The 15,216-nt window shown below is 61.7% G+C and carries 16 protein-coding genes and 1 tRNA gene; 9 read left to right on the top strand and 8 right to left on the bottom strand.

The features are described 5' to 3' along the window. Nucleotides 1-175 precede the first annotated feature (175 nt). The 3 genes from FBZ90_RS14315 to FBZ90_RS14305 all read right to left on the bottom strand — a co-directional run bounded on the left by FBZ90_RS14315 (nt 176) and on the right by FBZ90_RS14305 (nt 2,282). Complete coding sequence (locus FBZ90_RS14315; RefSeq protein ID WP_145733112.1) at nt 176-1,468, bottom strand: VapE domain-containing protein; 1,293 nt, start codon at nt 1,466-1,468, stop codon at nt 176-178. Between the two features lie 87 nt (nt 1,469-1,555). Then, on the bottom strand, nt 1,556-2,080 hold the full coding sequence (locus FBZ90_RS14310; RefSeq protein ID WP_145733110.1) for a GNAT family N-acetyltransferase: 525 nt from the start codon (nt 2,078-2,080) through the stop codon (nt 1,556-1,558). Then, nucleotides 2,070-2,282 carry a hypothetical protein gene (locus FBZ90_RS14305; RefSeq protein WP_145733108.1) on the bottom strand — a complete coding sequence of 71 codons (213 nt, stop codon included), beginning with the start codon at nt 2,280-2,282 and terminating at the stop codon, nt 2,070-2,072. Before FBZ90_RS14305 ends, FBZ90_RS14310 begins: the two co-directional genes overlap by 11 nt. Nucleotides 2,283-2,584: 302 nt before the next feature. On the opposite strand from FBZ90_RS14305, the gene FBZ90_RS14300 reads away from it, so the two are divergent. The 3 genes from FBZ90_RS14300 (at nt 2,585) to FBZ90_RS14290 (ending at nt 4,598) form a co-directional block, all read left to right on the top strand. Then, a complete protein-coding gene (locus tag FBZ90_RS14300; RefSeq protein ID WP_145733105.1) occupies nt 2,585-3,268 on the top strand; it encodes a recombinase family protein in 684 nt (227 codons plus the stop codon). Between the two features lie 602 nt (nt 3,269-3,870). Then, complete coding sequence (locus FBZ90_RS14295; RefSeq protein ID WP_145733103.1) at nt 3,871-4,329, top strand: hypothetical protein; 459 nt, start codon at nt 3,871-3,873, stop codon at nt 4,327-4,329. 86 nt (nt 4,330-4,415) lie between these two features. Continuing rightward, nucleotides 4,416-4,598, top strand: a complete 183-nt coding sequence (locus FBZ90_RS14290; protein WP_145733101.1) for a hypothetical protein — start codon at nt 4,416-4,418, stop codon at nt 4,596-4,598. A gap of 380 nt (nt 4,599-4,978) precedes the next feature. On the opposite strand, the gene FBZ90_RS14285 is transcribed toward FBZ90_RS14290, so the two are convergent. Further along, nucleotides 4,979-5,707 carry a hypothetical protein gene (locus tag FBZ90_RS14285; protein WP_145733099.1) on the bottom strand — a complete coding sequence of 243 codons (729 nt, stop codon included), beginning with the start codon at nt 5,705-5,707 and terminating at the stop codon, nt 4,979-4,981. 293 nt (nt 5,708-6,000) lie between these two features. Here FBZ90_RS14285 and FBZ90_RS14280 point away from each other — a divergent pair, with 293 nt between their 5' ends. From FBZ90_RS14280 to FBZ90_RS14270, 3 genes are all read left to right on the top strand, one after another. Further along, complete coding sequence (locus tag FBZ90_RS14280; protein WP_145733097.1) at nt 6,001-6,372, top strand: hypothetical protein; 372 nt, start codon at nt 6,001-6,003, stop codon at nt 6,370-6,372. A gap of 353 nt (nt 6,373-6,725) precedes the next feature. Beyond that, on the top strand, nt 6,726-7,232 hold the full coding sequence (locus FBZ90_RS14275) for a BRO family protein (RefSeq protein ID WP_145733095.1): 507 nt from the start codon (nt 6,726-6,728) through the stop codon (nt 7,230-7,232). 196 nt (nt 7,233-7,428) lie between these two features. Further along, nucleotides 7,429-7,839 carry a helix-turn-helix domain-containing protein gene (locus FBZ90_RS14270; protein ID WP_145733093.1) on the top strand — a complete coding sequence of 137 codons (411 nt, stop codon included), beginning with the start codon at nt 7,429-7,431 and terminating at the stop codon, nt 7,837-7,839. A gap of 121 nt (nt 7,840-7,960) precedes the next feature. Here the strand turns inward: FBZ90_RS14270 and FBZ90_RS14265 are convergent, their stop codons facing one another. The 3 genes from FBZ90_RS14265 to FBZ90_RS14255 all read right to left on the bottom strand — a co-directional run bounded on the left by FBZ90_RS14265 (nt 7,961) and on the right by FBZ90_RS14255 (nt 10,251). After that, on the bottom strand, nt 7,961-9,529 hold the full coding sequence (locus FBZ90_RS14265; RefSeq protein ID WP_145733091.1) for a site-specific integrase: 1,569 nt from the start codon (nt 9,527-9,529) through the stop codon (nt 7,961-7,963). A 105-nt stretch (nt 9,530-9,634) separates the two neighbouring features. Continuing rightward, nucleotides 9,635-9,711 (bottom strand) — tRNA-Arg (locus tag FBZ90_RS14260). A gap of 75 nt (nt 9,712-9,786) precedes the next feature. After that, on the bottom strand, nt 9,787-10,251 hold the full coding sequence (locus FBZ90_RS14255) for a hypothetical protein (protein WP_145733089.1): 465 nt from the start codon (nt 10,249-10,251) through the stop codon (nt 9,787-9,789). A gap of 367 nt (nt 10,252-10,618) precedes the next feature. Here FBZ90_RS14255 and FBZ90_RS14250 point away from each other — a divergent pair, with 367 nt between their 5' ends. Then, the gene (locus FBZ90_RS14250) at nt 10,619-11,038 is read left to right on the top strand and encodes a hypothetical protein (RefSeq protein ID WP_145733087.1); all 420 of its coding nucleotides are present in this window, start codon (nt 10,619-10,621) and stop codon (nt 11,036-11,038) included. After that, nucleotides 11,038-11,262: a helix-turn-helix transcriptional regulator gene (locus FBZ90_RS14245; RefSeq protein ID WP_145733084.1), complete on the top strand. Its 225-nt coding sequence runs from the start codon at nt 11,038-11,040 to the stop codon at nt 11,260-11,262. The genes FBZ90_RS14250 and FBZ90_RS14245 overlap by 1 nt, the downstream gene beginning before the upstream one ends. 124 nt (nt 11,263-11,386) lie before the next feature. Here FBZ90_RS14245 and FBZ90_RS14240 read toward each other — a convergent pair whose 3' ends face one another. Next, nucleotides 11,387-12,238 carry a pirin family protein gene (locus FBZ90_RS14240; protein WP_145733082.1) on the bottom strand — a complete coding sequence of 284 codons (852 nt, stop codon included), beginning with the start codon at nt 12,236-12,238 and terminating at the stop codon, nt 11,387-11,389. A gap of 252 nt (nt 12,239-12,490) precedes the next feature. Here FBZ90_RS14240 and FBZ90_RS14235 point away from each other — a divergent pair, with 252 nt between their 5' ends. Next, nucleotides 12,491-14,977: a glycoside hydrolase family 31 protein gene (locus tag FBZ90_RS14235; RefSeq protein ID WP_145733080.1), complete on the top strand. Its 2,487-nt coding sequence runs from the start codon at nt 12,491-12,493 to the stop codon at nt 14,975-14,977. The last annotated feature ends 239 nt before the right edge of the window (nt 14,978-15,216 follow it).

Raw genomic sequence — 15,216 nt, 5'->3', positions numbered from 1 at the left:
TGCGAAACGCCTCCCCCAGGTTTCCCCAGGGAAGGCGTTCAGTTGGACAGTGTGTGGACAGGGGTGGTCAGGGCTCGCGCCCGTGAACCCTGCGCCATTTCTCAAGGGTTTCTGCGGGTTCCCGCCCCCGGACAGGGTGGACAGGGTTCCCGGACAACAAAAATTCCTTTACCGCCTAAAACTCGCTTTCGTAGTCCTGCCCGTAGGCCGCGACACAAGCCTGTGCGGCCTCCTGGCTGATCCATCCCCAGACCTCGGGGGCACGCCTGCCGTTTACGCGAGGACGCTTTGAGGTCATCCCCAGGGCCGTCAGTGCCGCCCGAATTTCCCCACGGCGCCTTGGGTTCGTCACGTCACAGTCGGGTAGGTCATCGACGTTCAGGGCGATCCCGCTGAGCCCACCTAATCGCAATGCCGGGGCGGTTTCTTCGGCCACCCAGCGGCCCACCTTGACCTCTAGCGGGTTCTCCGCTGCGAAACTTTCAAGGGCTTCCTTCAAGGCCCGCCGAAGTTCCTCAGTTTCCATGTACAGGGGTTCAGTTGGCCAGCGCGTCACGGCTTCCGCCAGCAATTGCTCACGGACTTTCGCCAGCCCTTGAACGTCCAGCGTGTCCCCGACTGTGACGACCCACCAACGCCGCTCGTTCTGAGTGTCCCTGATCCAGCCGACTTCATTAGTCGTCCCGGCCAGTACCCACGCCCTAGGGATATCCTCGTGAACCCTGGCGTAAGGCTTGAGAACGCGATCCGCCCGCAAGCTGATCCACGACTTGAACTCGGCAGCGTCCCCATCACCGCTGATTAAACGGTCAATCTCGGGGACTTCCCCAAGCCATTTGCCGATCATCGGATGGTTGCCCCGCGATCCCTTCAGGCCCAGGTGCCGTACTTCGGCAAAGTGAGCGCCGCCTAGGGCCCGTAGCACACTGCTTTTGCCACCTCCCTTGCGCCCGTGAAGCACAAGCACGCTGTCAAACTTCAGGCCGGGTTCCATGACCCGTCCCACGGCGGCACACAGCCATTTGGCCCCTACGGCACGCACATACGCCGTGTCCGCCGCTCCGGCCCACCTGGGCAGCCATGAGTCTAGTCGAGGCACGCCATCCCAGGTCAGGCCAGTCAACCACTCCCTGAAGGGATTTCTGCGGTTCCTCAGGGCTTGGCTGCGGACCACGTTCCAGATGACGCTATCTCGTACCCTGTCCCAACCATTGGTCCGCATGGTGGTCATAACGTGGCCCACAAAGCCATCGTCAACGACGGCCTGTGCATCCCAGGTCACGCCATCAACTGTGATATCCTTATCAAAGCGAATCTGTTGATCGAATTGGTCAAGATAGATGTTAAGGAGCCCATAGGCGCCATTGTTCGTCAATTCTAGGGCATGGTTAACCTCGCTATCCCTGGCTCTTCTGTTTCCCTGACGAGCCCAGGGGATGGCCGCCAACCTTTCTTGCTCAATACTCATACGCTACTGACTAACCTTCCTTCTCATTTAGTCCGGGCTTGTGCGACCTTCTCTAGGGTTTCATGCGGGCTGACCTGAGTCGTGAAATCAGCCAGCATCCGTCACATTCCTCGTGTCCGCTCGCGGCCCAACTTGCTTGCTGTAATTTGTCCCCATTGGTCGATACCCCATCCGCTTGAAGAGCAACCCCACAGCATCGGGCCGAAGCGCAGCAGTAGCCCCCATGATCACATGTTTGGCGCCTTGAGCCTTCGCGGCAGCCTCCAGGGTGCGGAACAGAGCAACACCTTGTCCACGATACGCGGGGTCAATCCATACGAACGCTTCCTGGGCCATCCGATGGTGAGCATTGAAAGGATGCGGATAAAGGATAGCGCCTGCACCACCCACGACGTGGCCCACGTCAGATACCAGGACCAGCAGGATGCCGTCTGGGCTTTCCAGAAGATGGTGGAAGCTACGAAGTAGACTTGCGGGGTCTATATCAATTCCCGTACCCGCAGCGCAGTTGAATCGTTCAGCGCCTGCGACCATTTCAGGGAAATCACCTGTGGTAGCCTCACGGATCATCGTGGTCTTCGGCTTGGCTTTTTTGATGTTTTCAGCCGACATGCGTCATGCTCCCATGTATCTGGGTGTCTAGGTGGTTAACGACTTCCTTGAATGCCTTCGTTCCGGCCATGGGGCGGCCCCGCTTGGTCCCCAGGGTGCCCCTGAGGCGTTCCCATTTGGCCTTGGTGTCCGCGTCCAGCCGCAACGTGAGGCGCTTCAGCGTCTGCGGAACGTATTCCCGGGTGAGTTTTTCCGATTTCATGGGTGTTTTTCTCCATTCCAAGTGTGGCCAAATAGTCCCGTTTCGGTACTATTTCGGGGTATATGCGGGGGCCGTGAGGGGCCCCAATTTTGATGTGGCGGCAAAAAATAGAGAGAAGAAGGTGAGGCCTGCGGGTCCTCCCCCTATAGGCGGTAGAATCCGCAACACCCTGCTGAACCGCGCGCCTTTGCAGCCATGCACTTTGGGAATCATAGGGATTCCTAGATGACTCACCACGCACGTCCCTAGGCCAGTTACGTTCCTAACAAGGTCAGTCGTTCAAAACGTAACTGGGGGTCGTCATGGCCGCAGCCAAGATCGTTGCGTACTACCGCGTATCCACTAAGAGGCAAGGCCAAAGCGGCTTGGGCCTTGAAGCGCAGCAGGCGGCGGTCTTGGGTTATCTCAAAGGGACCTGTGGGGGCCTGGTGGCTGAGTTCACCGAGATTGAATCAGGCAAGGTGAACACTCGCCCCCAGCTTCAGGCCGCTTTAGCCGCGTGTCGCCTGCACAGTGCCACCCTGGTCATTGCCAAGCTGGACCGACTATCCCGCAACGCGGCGTTCCTGCTGTCCCTGAGGGACGCTGGTGTGGACTTCGTGGCCGCTGACATGCCCAACGCCAACCGCCTCACGGTCGGTATCATGGCTGTGGTGGCTGAAGCTGAGCGGGAGATGATCAGCGCCCGCACCAAGGAAGCTCTTGCCGCCGCCAAGGCCCGTGGCGTGGTCCTGGGGGGCGACCGTGGCCACCTTGCCTCCGTCAGCGCCCAAGGCCGTGTGATCGCCCTAGAGAAGCGCCGGGCCAAGGCCTTGCAGCGCGCCCGGGACCTGGCCCCTATCATCAGGGAGCTACAAGCCAGCGGCATAACCAGCGCACGGGGCTTGGCCAAAGCCTTGAATGCACGGGGCTGGCCCGCCCCCCGTGGTGGTGAATGGCAGACCTCACAGCTTCAGATCGTGCTTCGCAACCTGGCCGCCGCGTGACCCCGCTGAAATCTAAAACGGACCCCCAGGGGGTTTGCAAAGAGAGCCTTTCAAACCTACTTCGGAGCTTGTTGTTTTTGTTGTTATTTGGCCGCGTGGCGTGGTTAACGCCCGGTCAGTTCCTCAATGGTGCGAAAACAAGGACGCCCTACCCCAGGGGGGGGGCCATGCCCGGGTCCTGTATGGTGCGCGTTGGGGACTTTCGTTCGCAAGGGTTGGAGCACCCTGCCGCTTCTGGGGCAGTCCGAAGACGCTGCCCGGGGGCGGCTCTTCCTCCTATAGCGCGGGAATTGGGCAACATCCCGCCAGTCCACTGAAAACACTCACGATTTCCGAGGGAGCATTTATGGGACCGCTTATGCCCTCTGTCGTGTATTATTCCGTTTCAAATACAACCAAAAGGACGCACTAAGGCCGTCGAGATAAGCCGGTGCTCCGTCAGGTTGACCCGGCAAGTCCTCCGATACCGCCCGAATTTGGAAGCATCATGCTCATCTCATTGAGAAAACTGGACTTTTGGGTGTCCCTCCGTCCACCATTCCAGATGGCCCACACCACCCCCGCAACGGCCTTAACGTCTGAGGCACAAAACGGATAGCTAGATGGTCAATGAGCGCCGGAGCGACGGCATCCCCACTCTGACGCCACCGGTCAAGATCATCATCGACAGTTCTAGCGACAACTCGCGGGCGGCTTACGTTGCGCTGGTTGTCGATGGCACGGCCAAGCCACGACTGATCTATGGAACGCGGGTTGGGGGTGGCCCATCAACCTCGGCGGTGGAATGGTGGGGAATAAAGGCCGCACTCAGGCGGACCAACAGACGCTATGCCGGTCAGCGTCCCATTATCGTTTATACCGACAACCTCGGCACCGCGCAGACGCGGGGTGACGTGCATACTCAGTTTCAATGGGTGCCGCGCACTGACAAGCTCATGGGGCACCTGCACACCGCTGCCAATGCCCTGCGCCGTTCCCTAGAACTCGCTGAACGTGTGGGGGAATCGTCATGTGGTCCTGTGGGCCGGGTGCCCTTGCCAAGGGTTCTTGAAGGGAGCTAAGCCCCTTCAAGGCCATCTGGCATTCTGCGGCGGCCCGCCTGGGCAACGGCAAGCCCGGCAACACCTACCTCTATGATGCGGAAAAGGTGGAGTTCTTCGGTGCCCGTCTGGTGGCCCTGGCGAAGGCCGACGCCATGCTGTGGGCTTACGGGGGCAACCCGCCCTGTCCGCTCCCGGAAATCAAAGTGGTGCCGTTGCATGTCGCGGCGGAAGCCCTGAAGGAAGACCCCAAGCCATATGATCCGGCCCTTGATTGGGTGCGGGGTTGAGTGGCGTAGTGGGGTGCCCTGTGTGCGGCGGGCGGGGAACCATCCGCGTTCCCCACATGGCCCACTACGCCGTTGCCGAGGCGCCTACAGGCTGTCCCTGAAGGTCGCCCGACAGGCGCCTCGCTCTCATCCAACGTAGGTTAGTACCAGCATAGCGACACAAACCAGCGTCCAAAGAAGCGTTCCAAGGCTGCGCCATTTGTCTGGAATTTGCGAGCAAATCATTCCCACGAACATCAGTAATATATATATATTACGGGAATCACGCGAAAGCCTATCCGAATTGTGGATAGACAGCGCCAGACAGGTGATAGCCACCAAAAATAGCGCAATAGTTACTTTTGTGCTTACCAACGGTGACTTAAGTTTCATCTGGGTGCTCATTGCGGAATCGGAAGATTTCGGCGGTTTAGCTCGTCTTTGCAGGCGCTGGCGCGGCCACTAAAGTGGGCGTAACCCACGCCCATCATCGTTTGAGCCCAGGTTAGTGACCATCCGAGAACTGACGGCTTCGCACGCTTTCCAACTTCTGCCAAGGCAGCTAGTCGGCGTATCCACCGAGGCAGCCAAGCCCTAGCTGCTACCTTCTTTCTGAAGTCTATTGCTCTATTTACCGTCTGTGCGCCACCGCCAAACGCCCCAAAATCCTTTGCTAGTCCGCTGTCCAAGCGATAGACCGCGATCAACTCGTCATCGCTAAGCAATCCGGGGAAGTCTTCGGGCTGTGTTACCGCCTGCTGACACCGCGCTATCAGCACCGCCGCCATCATGCCGCCCTGCTGCGGACCAAAGGCAGCCGTCAGGCGATCCTTGATCCGTGTCAGCAGGGCTTGCAGCAGGGCCGGGCTTAGCCGCCGGACGGAAAGCATGTCCGTCATCAACGCCCTCACCTCGAAATGGCTGTAATCCAGCCCCCCGCCCACCCAATGGGCGTAGGGGAAATCGACGTGCCAGAACTGTTCCAGCGTCTGCCCCGCTGGCACGCGGCCCACGGGGAAACTCATGCGGTCGGCAGGATGCCCCGTGGCATCCCTGACCACTTCATGAATGCCCTCCCTGAGGGCCTGGTCTAACTCCGCGTCTTCAGCGGTGTGGGCCGTGTCCAACACGATGCTTCCCCCTAGTGCCAGGGAACCAACTGCAAACCTGTAGAGCTACCTAGATAGCCCCTCAAGAATAGCAAGCGGCCTGTACCGCAGGGATATCCCGTCCGACATCACCCCTGCCCCTGCGCCTACAGCGGCGACAGGTGGCTGTCCTGCGGGTCACCCTGAGGTGAATAGGGCTGTTGGGTGGCCCGGCGTTTCCCTGGCCACCCTTTGTTTGGCAAACCCTCGACCCAAGAACATTGCTCAGCAGGGACCGGGTGACCAACCCCAAGAAACCTAAAAGGAAAGCCTGAATGTTTGATCCTAGCAAGCCCGTGCAGACCCGTGACGGTCGCGCCGTGGAACTCGTATGCCGCGACGTGTCCGGCGAATACCCCTTGGCGGGGATCGTCACGGAGCGCGACGGCACCAAGCGCGTGGACCAGTGGACCCGCGAGGGCACGGACTTCGTGGGCCAGGAATGCGACAGCCCGGACGACTTGGTGAATGTGCCTGAGGCCGCGAAGGGCCGCCGCAAAGTCTACCTCAACATCTACAGCAACGGCGCCATGTCCGCCCACCGGGACACCGGGGAAGCCCACCGCCGGGCCTATATGGGCGCCTGGCCAGTCGTGGCCCGCAGCGTGGTGAACGTCGAGTGGACCGAGGGCGTGTTCGCGGCGTGACCTGAGGTGCCCTTCTAAGCTGAACGGGGCACTATCCAGGAGTAGGAGAAAGAAAACGCCACCGATTAGATTCAGTGGCGTTTTCAACCAATTTCTAGACGCAATAAATTAATGCCGACGAGTATTTCTTATTGATAGAGACAAAGGATTTGTGCTGTCGTCCATATCGATTCGACCGGACGAGTACCCATTTTTTTTATTATAAAGACCTATTACTATAATAAGTACCCAAACACCCAAAAAAATCCAACCTTCGGCCGACATTTTTACCCCCCGGATTTAAATGAAATTATTTTATTGGGGACACCCCATTTAGTCAACCTTCCACTTATAAAATCTGCTCTAGGTAAGTAATGTCTGACCTGATACCCTTCTCTTTTGAGGATAACCCGGTTCGCGTGATCAAGCGCGCCGGGGAGCCCTGGTTTGTTGCCGCCGACATCGCCAAGGTTCTTGAAATTGGCCGAACAGACGACGCAGTGCGGCGCCTAGACGACGACGAAAGGGGTACGGATAGTATCCGCACCCCCGGTGGCGCCCAGGAAATGACCATCATCAACGAAAGTGGCCTGTACAGCCTGGTGCTGACCAGCCGCAAGCCCGCCGCCCGCCGGTTCAAGAAGTGGGTCACCGGCGAAGTCCTCCCCGCGATCCGCAAGACCGGTGGGTACATGGTCGCGGCGCCCGAGGAAACCCCGGAACAGTTGGCACTAAGGGCCTTGACGGTCCTTCAGGCAACCGTGGATCGCCAGAAAGCCGAACTGGCGGCGGCCCTGCCCAAGGTTGAGGTTCATGACCGGATCGTCCAGGCGGACGGCAGTTTGACGGTGACGGAGGCCGCGAAGGCTTTTCCTCAATAGGCGGGAAATTTGGACGTGTCGGTTTGGCCTGCTGATTGGAACGGGGATTAGCGCATTCTCGTCAGGCCGCTCGCGGCAAGGCGTTTATGGCCATGGCGAGCATCCTGCTGGGAATCGTTTGCCCCTAGCTTGCGTCCGAATTTTCCCACTCTAAGATATGTAGTCTATGGCTAAGCTGTAGTGGATTGCATTCAAGATGACGATAATCAAGGAAAGCAGCATCAGGCGTCAAAAGATGACCAGTGGTCGCTACCTCGCATTTTGCCGTGAGAATGCCGACTTAACGACCCGTGAACTGGGAGAAGCCTTGGGCTATACTAGCGGGTGCGGCGTATCGAATTGGGAAAATGGACGGAGCAAGCTGCCTCCCACTAAGTGGGGCACTTTCGCCAAGCTCACGGGTGTCGATGAATGCCTATTGGTTTCCCGCCTGCTAAGATGGGATTATCAGGATATCTATAAATGCGTGTTCAGGGATATGCCTGTGCGCAAGGCGGTTACCTTAATTCGGAGCCAACGGCAGGCTCAGTCCCAGGCCAGTAAGGCCCGGTGGTTCGCCATTCCGACACATCTTCAGCAGCGTATTCATGGGGTAGGAACTCCATGAATAAATCCAAGGCACGCAGTTGGTTTGCTTCGGATAGTCCGTCACCGTACATGAACTCTTTCAGGCATTCCAAGGCAATTACAAGTGCCTGTTCAGTCGTCCTCATAAAATCCCTCATTGTTTAGGGGTAAAGCCAAGTCCAACACTTATCTATGGCGTCCCTCATGGCCTGCAGGGTGAATCCCCGGCCATACGAACGCCCCACGCTGCTGGGCGCGTGCCCCACCAGGCCGTCTCTAAGTTCTTCGTCCAACCCTACGGCGCGCATCTCATCCTTCATGCCGTGTCTGAAGCTGTGAAACACCTTGCCACGAGTCTCCATTTCAAGTTCGGTCAGCAAGCGCCCAAACCACATGCCGACAGGGTGAAAGCCATTCAGCCTGTCCGCGTTGTCAGAGAACAACCCAGGCGCTGTCTGTCTGCTGGTCACCCAAGCTATAAATCCCTCGTCCAGTGCACGCTTCGGCACCGGGACACGGCGCTTGCTTTCTGCGGTCTTCAGGGTCCGCTTGGTGTCCGCGTCGGGCCTCATGTCCAGAAACCATACGCCGTCCTCTTGGCGCACGTCGGCTGCCGTCAACTGGCCAATCTCAGACCCCCGCGCCCCCGTCAGCAGGGCCAGCCAGGTTAGCCAGTAGCGCCAACGGTCCCGCGTGTCGCCGTCCCTCAGGGGAATTAGGGCAGCCCGAATGCGCCGCAGTTCGTCCCGCTCGAACGGCTCCCGGTCTATCTTGGCGCGTGTGACGGCGCTCTTGGGCACGCCTACGCCCGTCGTGGGGTCCTGGTCGAGGGTCCCGGCCTTCACCGCGTAGCTGAAGATGCTGCCGATCAGCCCCAGGTGCTTTTGGACCGACGCCGGGCTGAGCCTGGGCATCGTGCGGCCCGCTGCGGCTTCCTGGTCGGCCCAGGCGATAGCTTGGGTGACTGGCGCGGTCCTCAGGTGGCGGGGCATGCGCGAAGGCACCTTGAACAGTTCGGTGCGAAACTTGGCCACGTCCTCGCGCGTCACCCGCCCCGGCTCGCGGTCCACACCTGCCCAGCAGATGTCTAGCATGCGCTGGGCATAGCCTCGGGTTTCATTGGCCGTTTTCTGCACCGGGCGCGTCTCAGCAGCCCATGCCTCCACCAGCGCCAGCAAGCCGCTGACGGTGCTTTGGGGCGCTTCGCTGGGGTCCAGGCGGGCTATAACGGTTTTCACATAGCCTAGCGGTGCCTCAATCCTGGCCAGACCATTGCGCCGCTCCGACGCGACAGCAGGGTCATCCTCGGGTAGCTGTAGCGTTTCCTCGGCAAGGTCGCCGTCAGTCACGGCCACCGCCAGGCGGGCGGCTTTTTGTGCCTTCTCCAAGTCCGCCTTGAGGGTCTTCAAGCCTTCCAGCGTGTTCACTAGGTCGCTGGTAACGTCAAACCCCGGCAACATCTCGCCTAAGGTTTTGCGGATCAGCGGCCCCTCAGTCTGCAACGCTGTCTGCATCGCCAGCGCGTTTCGCGCCTGATCAAATAGCGTATCCGTATCGGCGTCCAACTGCCGCTTGAGTCTGAAAGCTTCTGTACGGCTATCGGTGCCCAGGCTGCGGCGCCATAAACGCTGGCCACCAAATGCCGTGCGTAGCTCGCGGGGAATCGGACGCTCATAGCGCCACCAACCCCGCTTGTCCCGGGTCAGATACTTGTCTGCGGCTTTGGTCATGTACCCAGAAAATCCCAGCAGAATCCCAGCGAAAGTCCCAGCGGTCTAGCGCGGGAGATTCAAGCTGGTCAATAACTTAGGAGTTCTGCGGGAGGCTGGGATTAATGGTGTCCCCGGCGGGATTCGAACCCACGGCCCCAGGATTAGGAATCCTGTGCTCTATCCTGCTGAGCTACGGAGACGCCGGGGCGGTTTATAGCAGGTTTGGGCGACTTGCACAGCCCCGGGGCGCGCAAGGCACGGGTGCCGGGATCGGCTCAGCCCACCAGCAGGCTGACGATCAGAACCTCATCCACCAGGGGCTTGCCCACGGCCTCGTTGGCCACCTGCATGATGCGGCCCTTCAGGGCCTGGATGTCGGCGGTATTCAGGCGGTTGCGGGCCACATGGTCGACGGTCAGGGCCTCGGTCAGCTCCCCGTTGATGCGGGGCTTGAGGTTGGTGACCAGGTCCACGTCCTCGTTCAGATGCTTGCTCATGCGCACGACCAACATCACTTGCAGACGGACGTAGGAAAAACGGTCCCGGCCCGGCAGCAGCATGGGGCTCATCTTGATCTTGCGCATCACCTCCGGGTCTTCCGACTTTTGGCCGCCACCGCCCTCGCCCGCCATGGCCGCGTGCGGCAGGGCCGCCGTCAGCGCCAGCAAGGCGCCGGCCAACAGCGCGCGCAGGCGGCCGAGGCGGCGCTCACGGGGCAGGCGTTGGGCGGGGCGGATCATCGCGGGTGGAATCCTGGGACCTGCAATCGGTCTGGCTTGGGTGACCGCCGGGGCGGCATCGGTTCTGCGCGTTCGTTTGGCGCAACGGTTCAAGAGCGAAAACCAGGCGCAAAATTTAGTCTAGCACGGCTGTACGAAAGTAAAGCCTGAGCCTGTTGTGCGACTGGCATGCGGATACTAGGGGCCTTTCCTTAAGGCTTTCTTACCTGGCCCCCTGTTCAAAAGGCGTGGATAGGCTGCGCCGGGCCGGCCGCGCCGCCGCGACTCGGTGACAGCGGCGGTGCCTCGCGGAATCTAACAAAAGTCAGGTTGACCTGACACGAAAATGGAGTCATGTTTACCTGACAAAATGTCAGGAGACCATGACATGAGCGCAGACATCGCCACGGGCTTCCCCACCGTCAATTCGTCGGATGCCGCCTGCCGGCAGTATCGCATCGGCAGCGCCGCCTCCATGTTCGTCTATTGCCTGTCCATCGCCGTGATCAACTGGTCCGGCCTCAATATCCAAGGGCCGCTGCTGGTTCTGGCGGTCCTGGTGCCGCCCGCCAGCATCGCCGTCCAGCTCTGGCTGACCCTGCGTTTCATGGGTCGGGTGGACGAGTTCATGCGGGCGCTGACGGCCAAGCGTTTCATCGTCGCCGCCGCGCTGTCCTTCATCGTCGCCTCGACCTGGGGCTTCCTCGAAGTGTTCCTGAATATGCCGCATGTGCCGGGCTTCATGGTCTATGCCGTGTTCTGGGTCGCCTTTTGCTTGGTCTCTCCCTTTATTCGGACGACGCGCTGATGCGGAACACCCTGAAAGTCCTACGGGCGGAACGGGGCTGGACGCAGAACGACCTGGGGGAGCGGCTGGGCGTGTCCCGCCAGGCGGTCAATGCCCTGGAGACGGAGAAGCACGACCCGTCGCTGGACCTGGCCTATCGCATCGCCGCGCTGTTTGGCCTGCCGGTGGAGGCGATTTTCACCAATCCCCACCGGCCAGTACCTGACCTGACACCACCGGCATGAGATTTTGACTCATGCCGGTGTAGGCCCCGACCGGGGCCGCCGGAGATTTCCGGGGCGCCGAAGGCGGACTGGGAATCGAGGACTAGGCAAGCGGCCGGATGGCCGCGCCCGGCGTTTGAGGGAGTTATTCAAACAATCCCGCCTGGTAATCGCGGATGGCGGCGATGATTTCCTCACGGGTGTTCATGACGAAGGGGCCATAGGCCACCACCGGTTCGGCGATGGGCTCGCCATGGCCGAACAGCAGCACGGCGTCCTGTTGCGCGGTGATCTCCACCGCGTCGCCCTCCAGGCTCAATTCCACCAGCCTGTGGGCGGGGGCGGTGCCGCCGCCCACGGAAAGGGCGCCGCGCACGACGTAGAGGAAAACGGTGCGGCCGGCGGCGCCGTCAAAGCGCGCGGAGCCGCCGGCGCTTAAGGTCACCGTGCTCATGAACACGCCGGTCAGGGAGGTGATGGGGCCGGCAGCACCGCCCCAGCTGCCGGAAATCAGGTTGACGGTGCCGCGCCCATCCGGCGTGGGCAGGGCGGGGATGGCGTCGCGCTGCAGGCCGGTGTAGCCCGGCTCGGCGAACTTCAGCCGGGCGGGCAGATTCACCCACAACTGCAATATCTCCAGCGGCCCGCCCCGGCGGCGGAAGTCCGCCGGTGACAGTTCCGAATGCACCACGCCGCGCCCGGCCGTCATCCACTGCACGCCGCCGGCCTTGATAACGCTTTCATGGCCGGCGCTGTCGGCGTGCGTCAGCTCCCCCTCCAGGATGAAGGTCACCGTCTCAAAGCCCCGGTGGGGGTGGGGGCCGAAGGGCAGGCCGCTGTTGTTGGGCGGGTAGACCTGGGGGCCGTGGTGGTTCAGGAACAGGAAGGGGCTGAGCTGTGGCAGGTCGGGGCCCGGCAAGGGGCGGCGCGTCGTCAGGTCCGCGATGTCGTCGCGATAGGCGGCGTGCAGGCGTTTCAGGGTCTTAAGCGTGCTCATCGGGCCACCCTTGCCGGGCAATATCAAAGGGGGCGCGGTGTGCCCGCGCCATCGTCGGCCTCACTTTAAGCCGTGGTGCGATGGGGCGATAGGGAGCGCGGACGGCACGGACCGTTGCCCTGCCGGAACGATGAGCCTTCCACCCCAACGGGACATTTCGGGTTGACCGGAGCCCGCGCCTGACAGATGTTAGCGCTATCATATGATTTATAACACCTGCCTTAATAATAACCTCCAGGGGGAATACGGACCATGAAGACGCGCGGGCAGCCCATGCGGGGCGCCACACCGAAATCCATGCGCCCATCCTGGCGCGGCCTGGCCCTTGCCAGCCGCCTGAGTGTCGCGGCCGTGGCCCTGGCGGCCTCCGCCTCCACCGCGTCCGCCTGGGCGGCCGACAGCGGCGTGGCCGCCCCGGTGGTGGTGGATCAGTCCAGCAAGACCCAGGAACAGACCTTGGTGCTGGAGCCCTATGGCCCCAACATCATCCGCGTCACCCTCAGCCTGAAAAAGGACGCGGCGCTGGCCGGGCCCGGCTACGGCGTCATCCCCGGCGTCAACACCGCCGGCTGGACGCAAGGCAAGGATGAGCGCGGCGACACCGTGCTGAAGTCCGGCCAGATGTCGGCCACCATCGTCGGCTGGCACCCGCCGCCGCACGCCGTGCCGCCGCAGCAGACCGCCGTGGACATCAGCCGCTATTTCGGTGGCACCACCAATGGCGCCCACATCACCTTCAAGGACGCGTCGGGCAAGACCATCCTGGACTTCACCGGCTGGTCCATGGGCATCCCCAATTTCAAGGACGGCAACAGCCAGCTGCTGCACGACCGCCGGCCCACGGACGACCAATTCTATACCGTGAACGGCGTCTTCGCCGCACCGGCGGATGAGCATTACTACGGCCTGGGCCAGAACCAGGAGGGCTTCCTGGACCATCGCGGCCATGTCGTGCGCTGCTGGAACGACTACAACGCGCCGGGTGGGCAGAGCACCTGCGTGCCCTTCATGATCACCAACTACGGCTACGGCCTGCTGTGGGACAACCCGTCGAAGACGACGATCGAGCCGGGCTTCAACGAGGTCACCCGCTGGACGTCCGAGGTCGGCGACCGCGTCTCCTTCTTCGTCATCGCGGGCAAGACGCCGGATGAGATCTACGCGGGCTACCGCCAGCTGACGGGCGTCACTCCCATGCTGCCCAAGTCGGCCTACGGCTACATCCAGTCCAAGCAGCGCTACCGTTCGCAGCAGGAAGTGCTGGACGTGGCCAAGGGCTATCGTGAGCGGCACATTCCGGCCGACGTGCTGGTGGTCGACTGGTTCTACTACACCATCATGGGCCAGTTCGATTTCGTGCCGGAGCTGTGGCCCAACCCGAAGGCGATGAACAAGCAGCTGCACGACATGGGCTTCGAGACCATGATCAGCGTGTGGCCGCGCTTCACGTCCGACGGCCGTTATTACGACCTGCTGAAGAAGAACGGCTGGTTCCTGAGCCAGGCGGACGGCACGCCCACCACCGGCCTGCCCTATGACAAGGCTGGGTCGGACATCGACACCACCAACCCCGACGCCGCCAAGTGGTACTGGAACACCATCCGCGACAACATCCTGAGCCAGGGCTTCGACAGCCTGTGGTCGGATGAGACGGAGCCGGATTTGCCGCCCAACGGCAGCTACTACCACATCGGGCCGGGCACGAAGTACTTCAACGTCTACCCGCTGTTCCACACCAGCGCGCTGTATGACGGCTTCCGCCGCGACTTCAAGGACAAGCGCACCGTCATCCTGTCGCGCGACGCCTATCTGGGCGTGCAGCGCAACGGCGCCATCGTCTGGTCGTCCGACATCACCCCCACCTGGGACGCCTTCAAGCGCCAGGTGCCCACCGGCCTGGACTTCGCCGCGTCTGGCATCACCTACTGGAGCAACGACACCGGCGGCTGGCAGTACCTGCCGGAGGAGCATAAGCCCGCCAAGGCGCCGCTGCTGGACCCGACGCCGGCGCGCGGCGTGGTCGGCGGCTATGACGATTATCCCGAGCTGTACACCCGCTGGTTCCAGTATGCGACCTTCCTGCCGGTGCTGCGCACCCACGGCAGCCGCCCGGCCAACGAGATCTGGTCCTATGGGCCCGACGCCCAGGCCATTTTGGAAAAGTACGTGAAGCTGCGCTACCAGCTGATCCCGTACATCTATTCCCTGGGCTACAAGACCTATAAGACGGGCGCGCCCTTCCTGCGGGCCCTGCCGCTGGACTTCCCCAACGACCCGGCCGTGACCGACATGCGGGACGAGTACATGTTCGGCCCCGCCCTGCTGGTGGCCCCGGTGACGGAGCAGGGGGCGACGACCAAGCAGGTGTACCTGCCTGCCGGGGCCGACTGGTACGACTTCTGGACGGACAAGCGCTACACCGGCGGCCAGACGGTGACGGTGGCGGCTCCCATCGACCGCATCCCGGTGTTCGTGAAGGCGGGGTCCATCCTGCCCCTGGGCTCCCCCATCGAGAACACGCACCAGACGCAGACCATCGCGAAGGTGAAGGTCTATCCGGGGGCCGACGGCCGCTTCACTCTGTTCCAGGACGACGGCTTCACCTACGCCTATGAGCAGGGCGGCGGCAAGGTCACCGAGCTTACCTGGACCGAGGCCAGCCACAGCCTGGGCCACACCGGCGCCAAGGGCTGGAGCGAGCCCGACGCCAAGGTGGTGGAGGTTGTGCAGGCCCAGTAAGCGGCCCGTATCCAATACGTGCGGCAGTTGATCGTGACCGATCAGCTGCCGCCCCTCAGGCGCCGGGCGCCAGAATCCGCTGGCTTGGCTTCTCCTCGATTTCCAGTTCGCCTTCGGCTCCCCAGAAATCTCCGGCGCCTGCGGTCGCGGGCTACAGCGGCACGAGGCGCCCTCTCGTGCCGCTGGTAGAAGTTCATGGAAAAGGGCGGTCAGGCAAGGCCACCCTTTTCTTTTAGGTT

Origin of the sequence: Nitrospirillum pindoramense, from assembly GCF_007827955.1 — a bacterium.
GTDB classification, from domain to species: domain Bacteria; phylum Pseudomonadota; class Alphaproteobacteria; order Azospirillales; family Azospirillaceae; genus Nitrospirillum; species Nitrospirillum amazonense_B.
The sequence above is the reverse complement of the archived record's forward strand: the minus strand, read 5'-3'. Positions and strand labels throughout refer to the sequence as shown.

Coding starts and splice junctions, on each gene's coding strand:
- FBZ90_RS14315 (WP_145733112.1), bottom strand. CDS start 1,468: ATGAGTATTGAGCAAGAAAGGTTGGCGGCCATCCCCTGGGCTCGTCAG.
- FBZ90_RS14310 (WP_145733110.1), bottom strand. CDS start 2,080: ATGTCGGCTGAAAACATCAAAAAAGCCAAGCCGAAGACCACGATGATC.
- FBZ90_RS14305 (WP_145733108.1), bottom strand. CDS start 2,282: ATGAAATCGGAAAAACTCACCCGGGAATACGTTCCGCAGACGCTGAAG.
- FBZ90_RS14300 (WP_145733105.1), top strand. CDS start 2,585: ATGGCCGCAGCCAAGATCGTTGCGTACTACCGCGTATCCACTAAGAGG.
- FBZ90_RS14295 (WP_145733103.1), top strand. CDS start 3,871: ATGGTCAATGAGCGCCGGAGCGACGGCATCCCCACTCTGACGCCACCG.
- FBZ90_RS14280 (WP_145733097.1), top strand. CDS start 6,001: ATGTTTGATCCTAGCAAGCCCGTGCAGACCCGTGACGGTCGCGCCGTG.
- FBZ90_RS14275 (WP_145733095.1), top strand. CDS start 6,726: ATGTCTGACCTGATACCCTTCTCTTTTGAGGATAACCCGGTTCGCGTG.
- FBZ90_RS14270 (WP_145733093.1), top strand. CDS start 7,429: ATGACGATAATCAAGGAAAGCAGCATCAGGCGTCAAAAGATGACCAGT.
- FBZ90_RS14265 (WP_145733091.1), bottom strand. CDS start 9,529: ATGACCAAAGCCGCAGACAAGTATCTGACCCGGGACAAGCGGGGTTGG.
- FBZ90_RS14255 (WP_145733089.1), bottom strand. CDS start 10,251: ATGATCCGCCCCGCCCAACGCCTGCCCCGTGAGCGCCGCCTCGGCCGC.
- FBZ90_RS14250 (WP_145733087.1), top strand. CDS start 10,619: ATGAGCGCAGACATCGCCACGGGCTTCCCCACCGTCAATTCGTCGGAT.
- FBZ90_RS14245 (WP_145733084.1), top strand. CDS start 11,038: ATGCGGAACACCCTGAAAGTCCTACGGGCGGAACGGGGCTGGACGCAG.
- FBZ90_RS14240 (WP_145733082.1), bottom strand. CDS start 12,238: ATGAGCACGCTTAAGACCCTGAAACGCCTGCACGCCGCCTATCGCGAC.
- FBZ90_RS14235 (WP_145733080.1), top strand. CDS start 12,491: ATGAAGACGCGCGGGCAGCCCATGCGGGGCGCCACACCGAAATCCATG.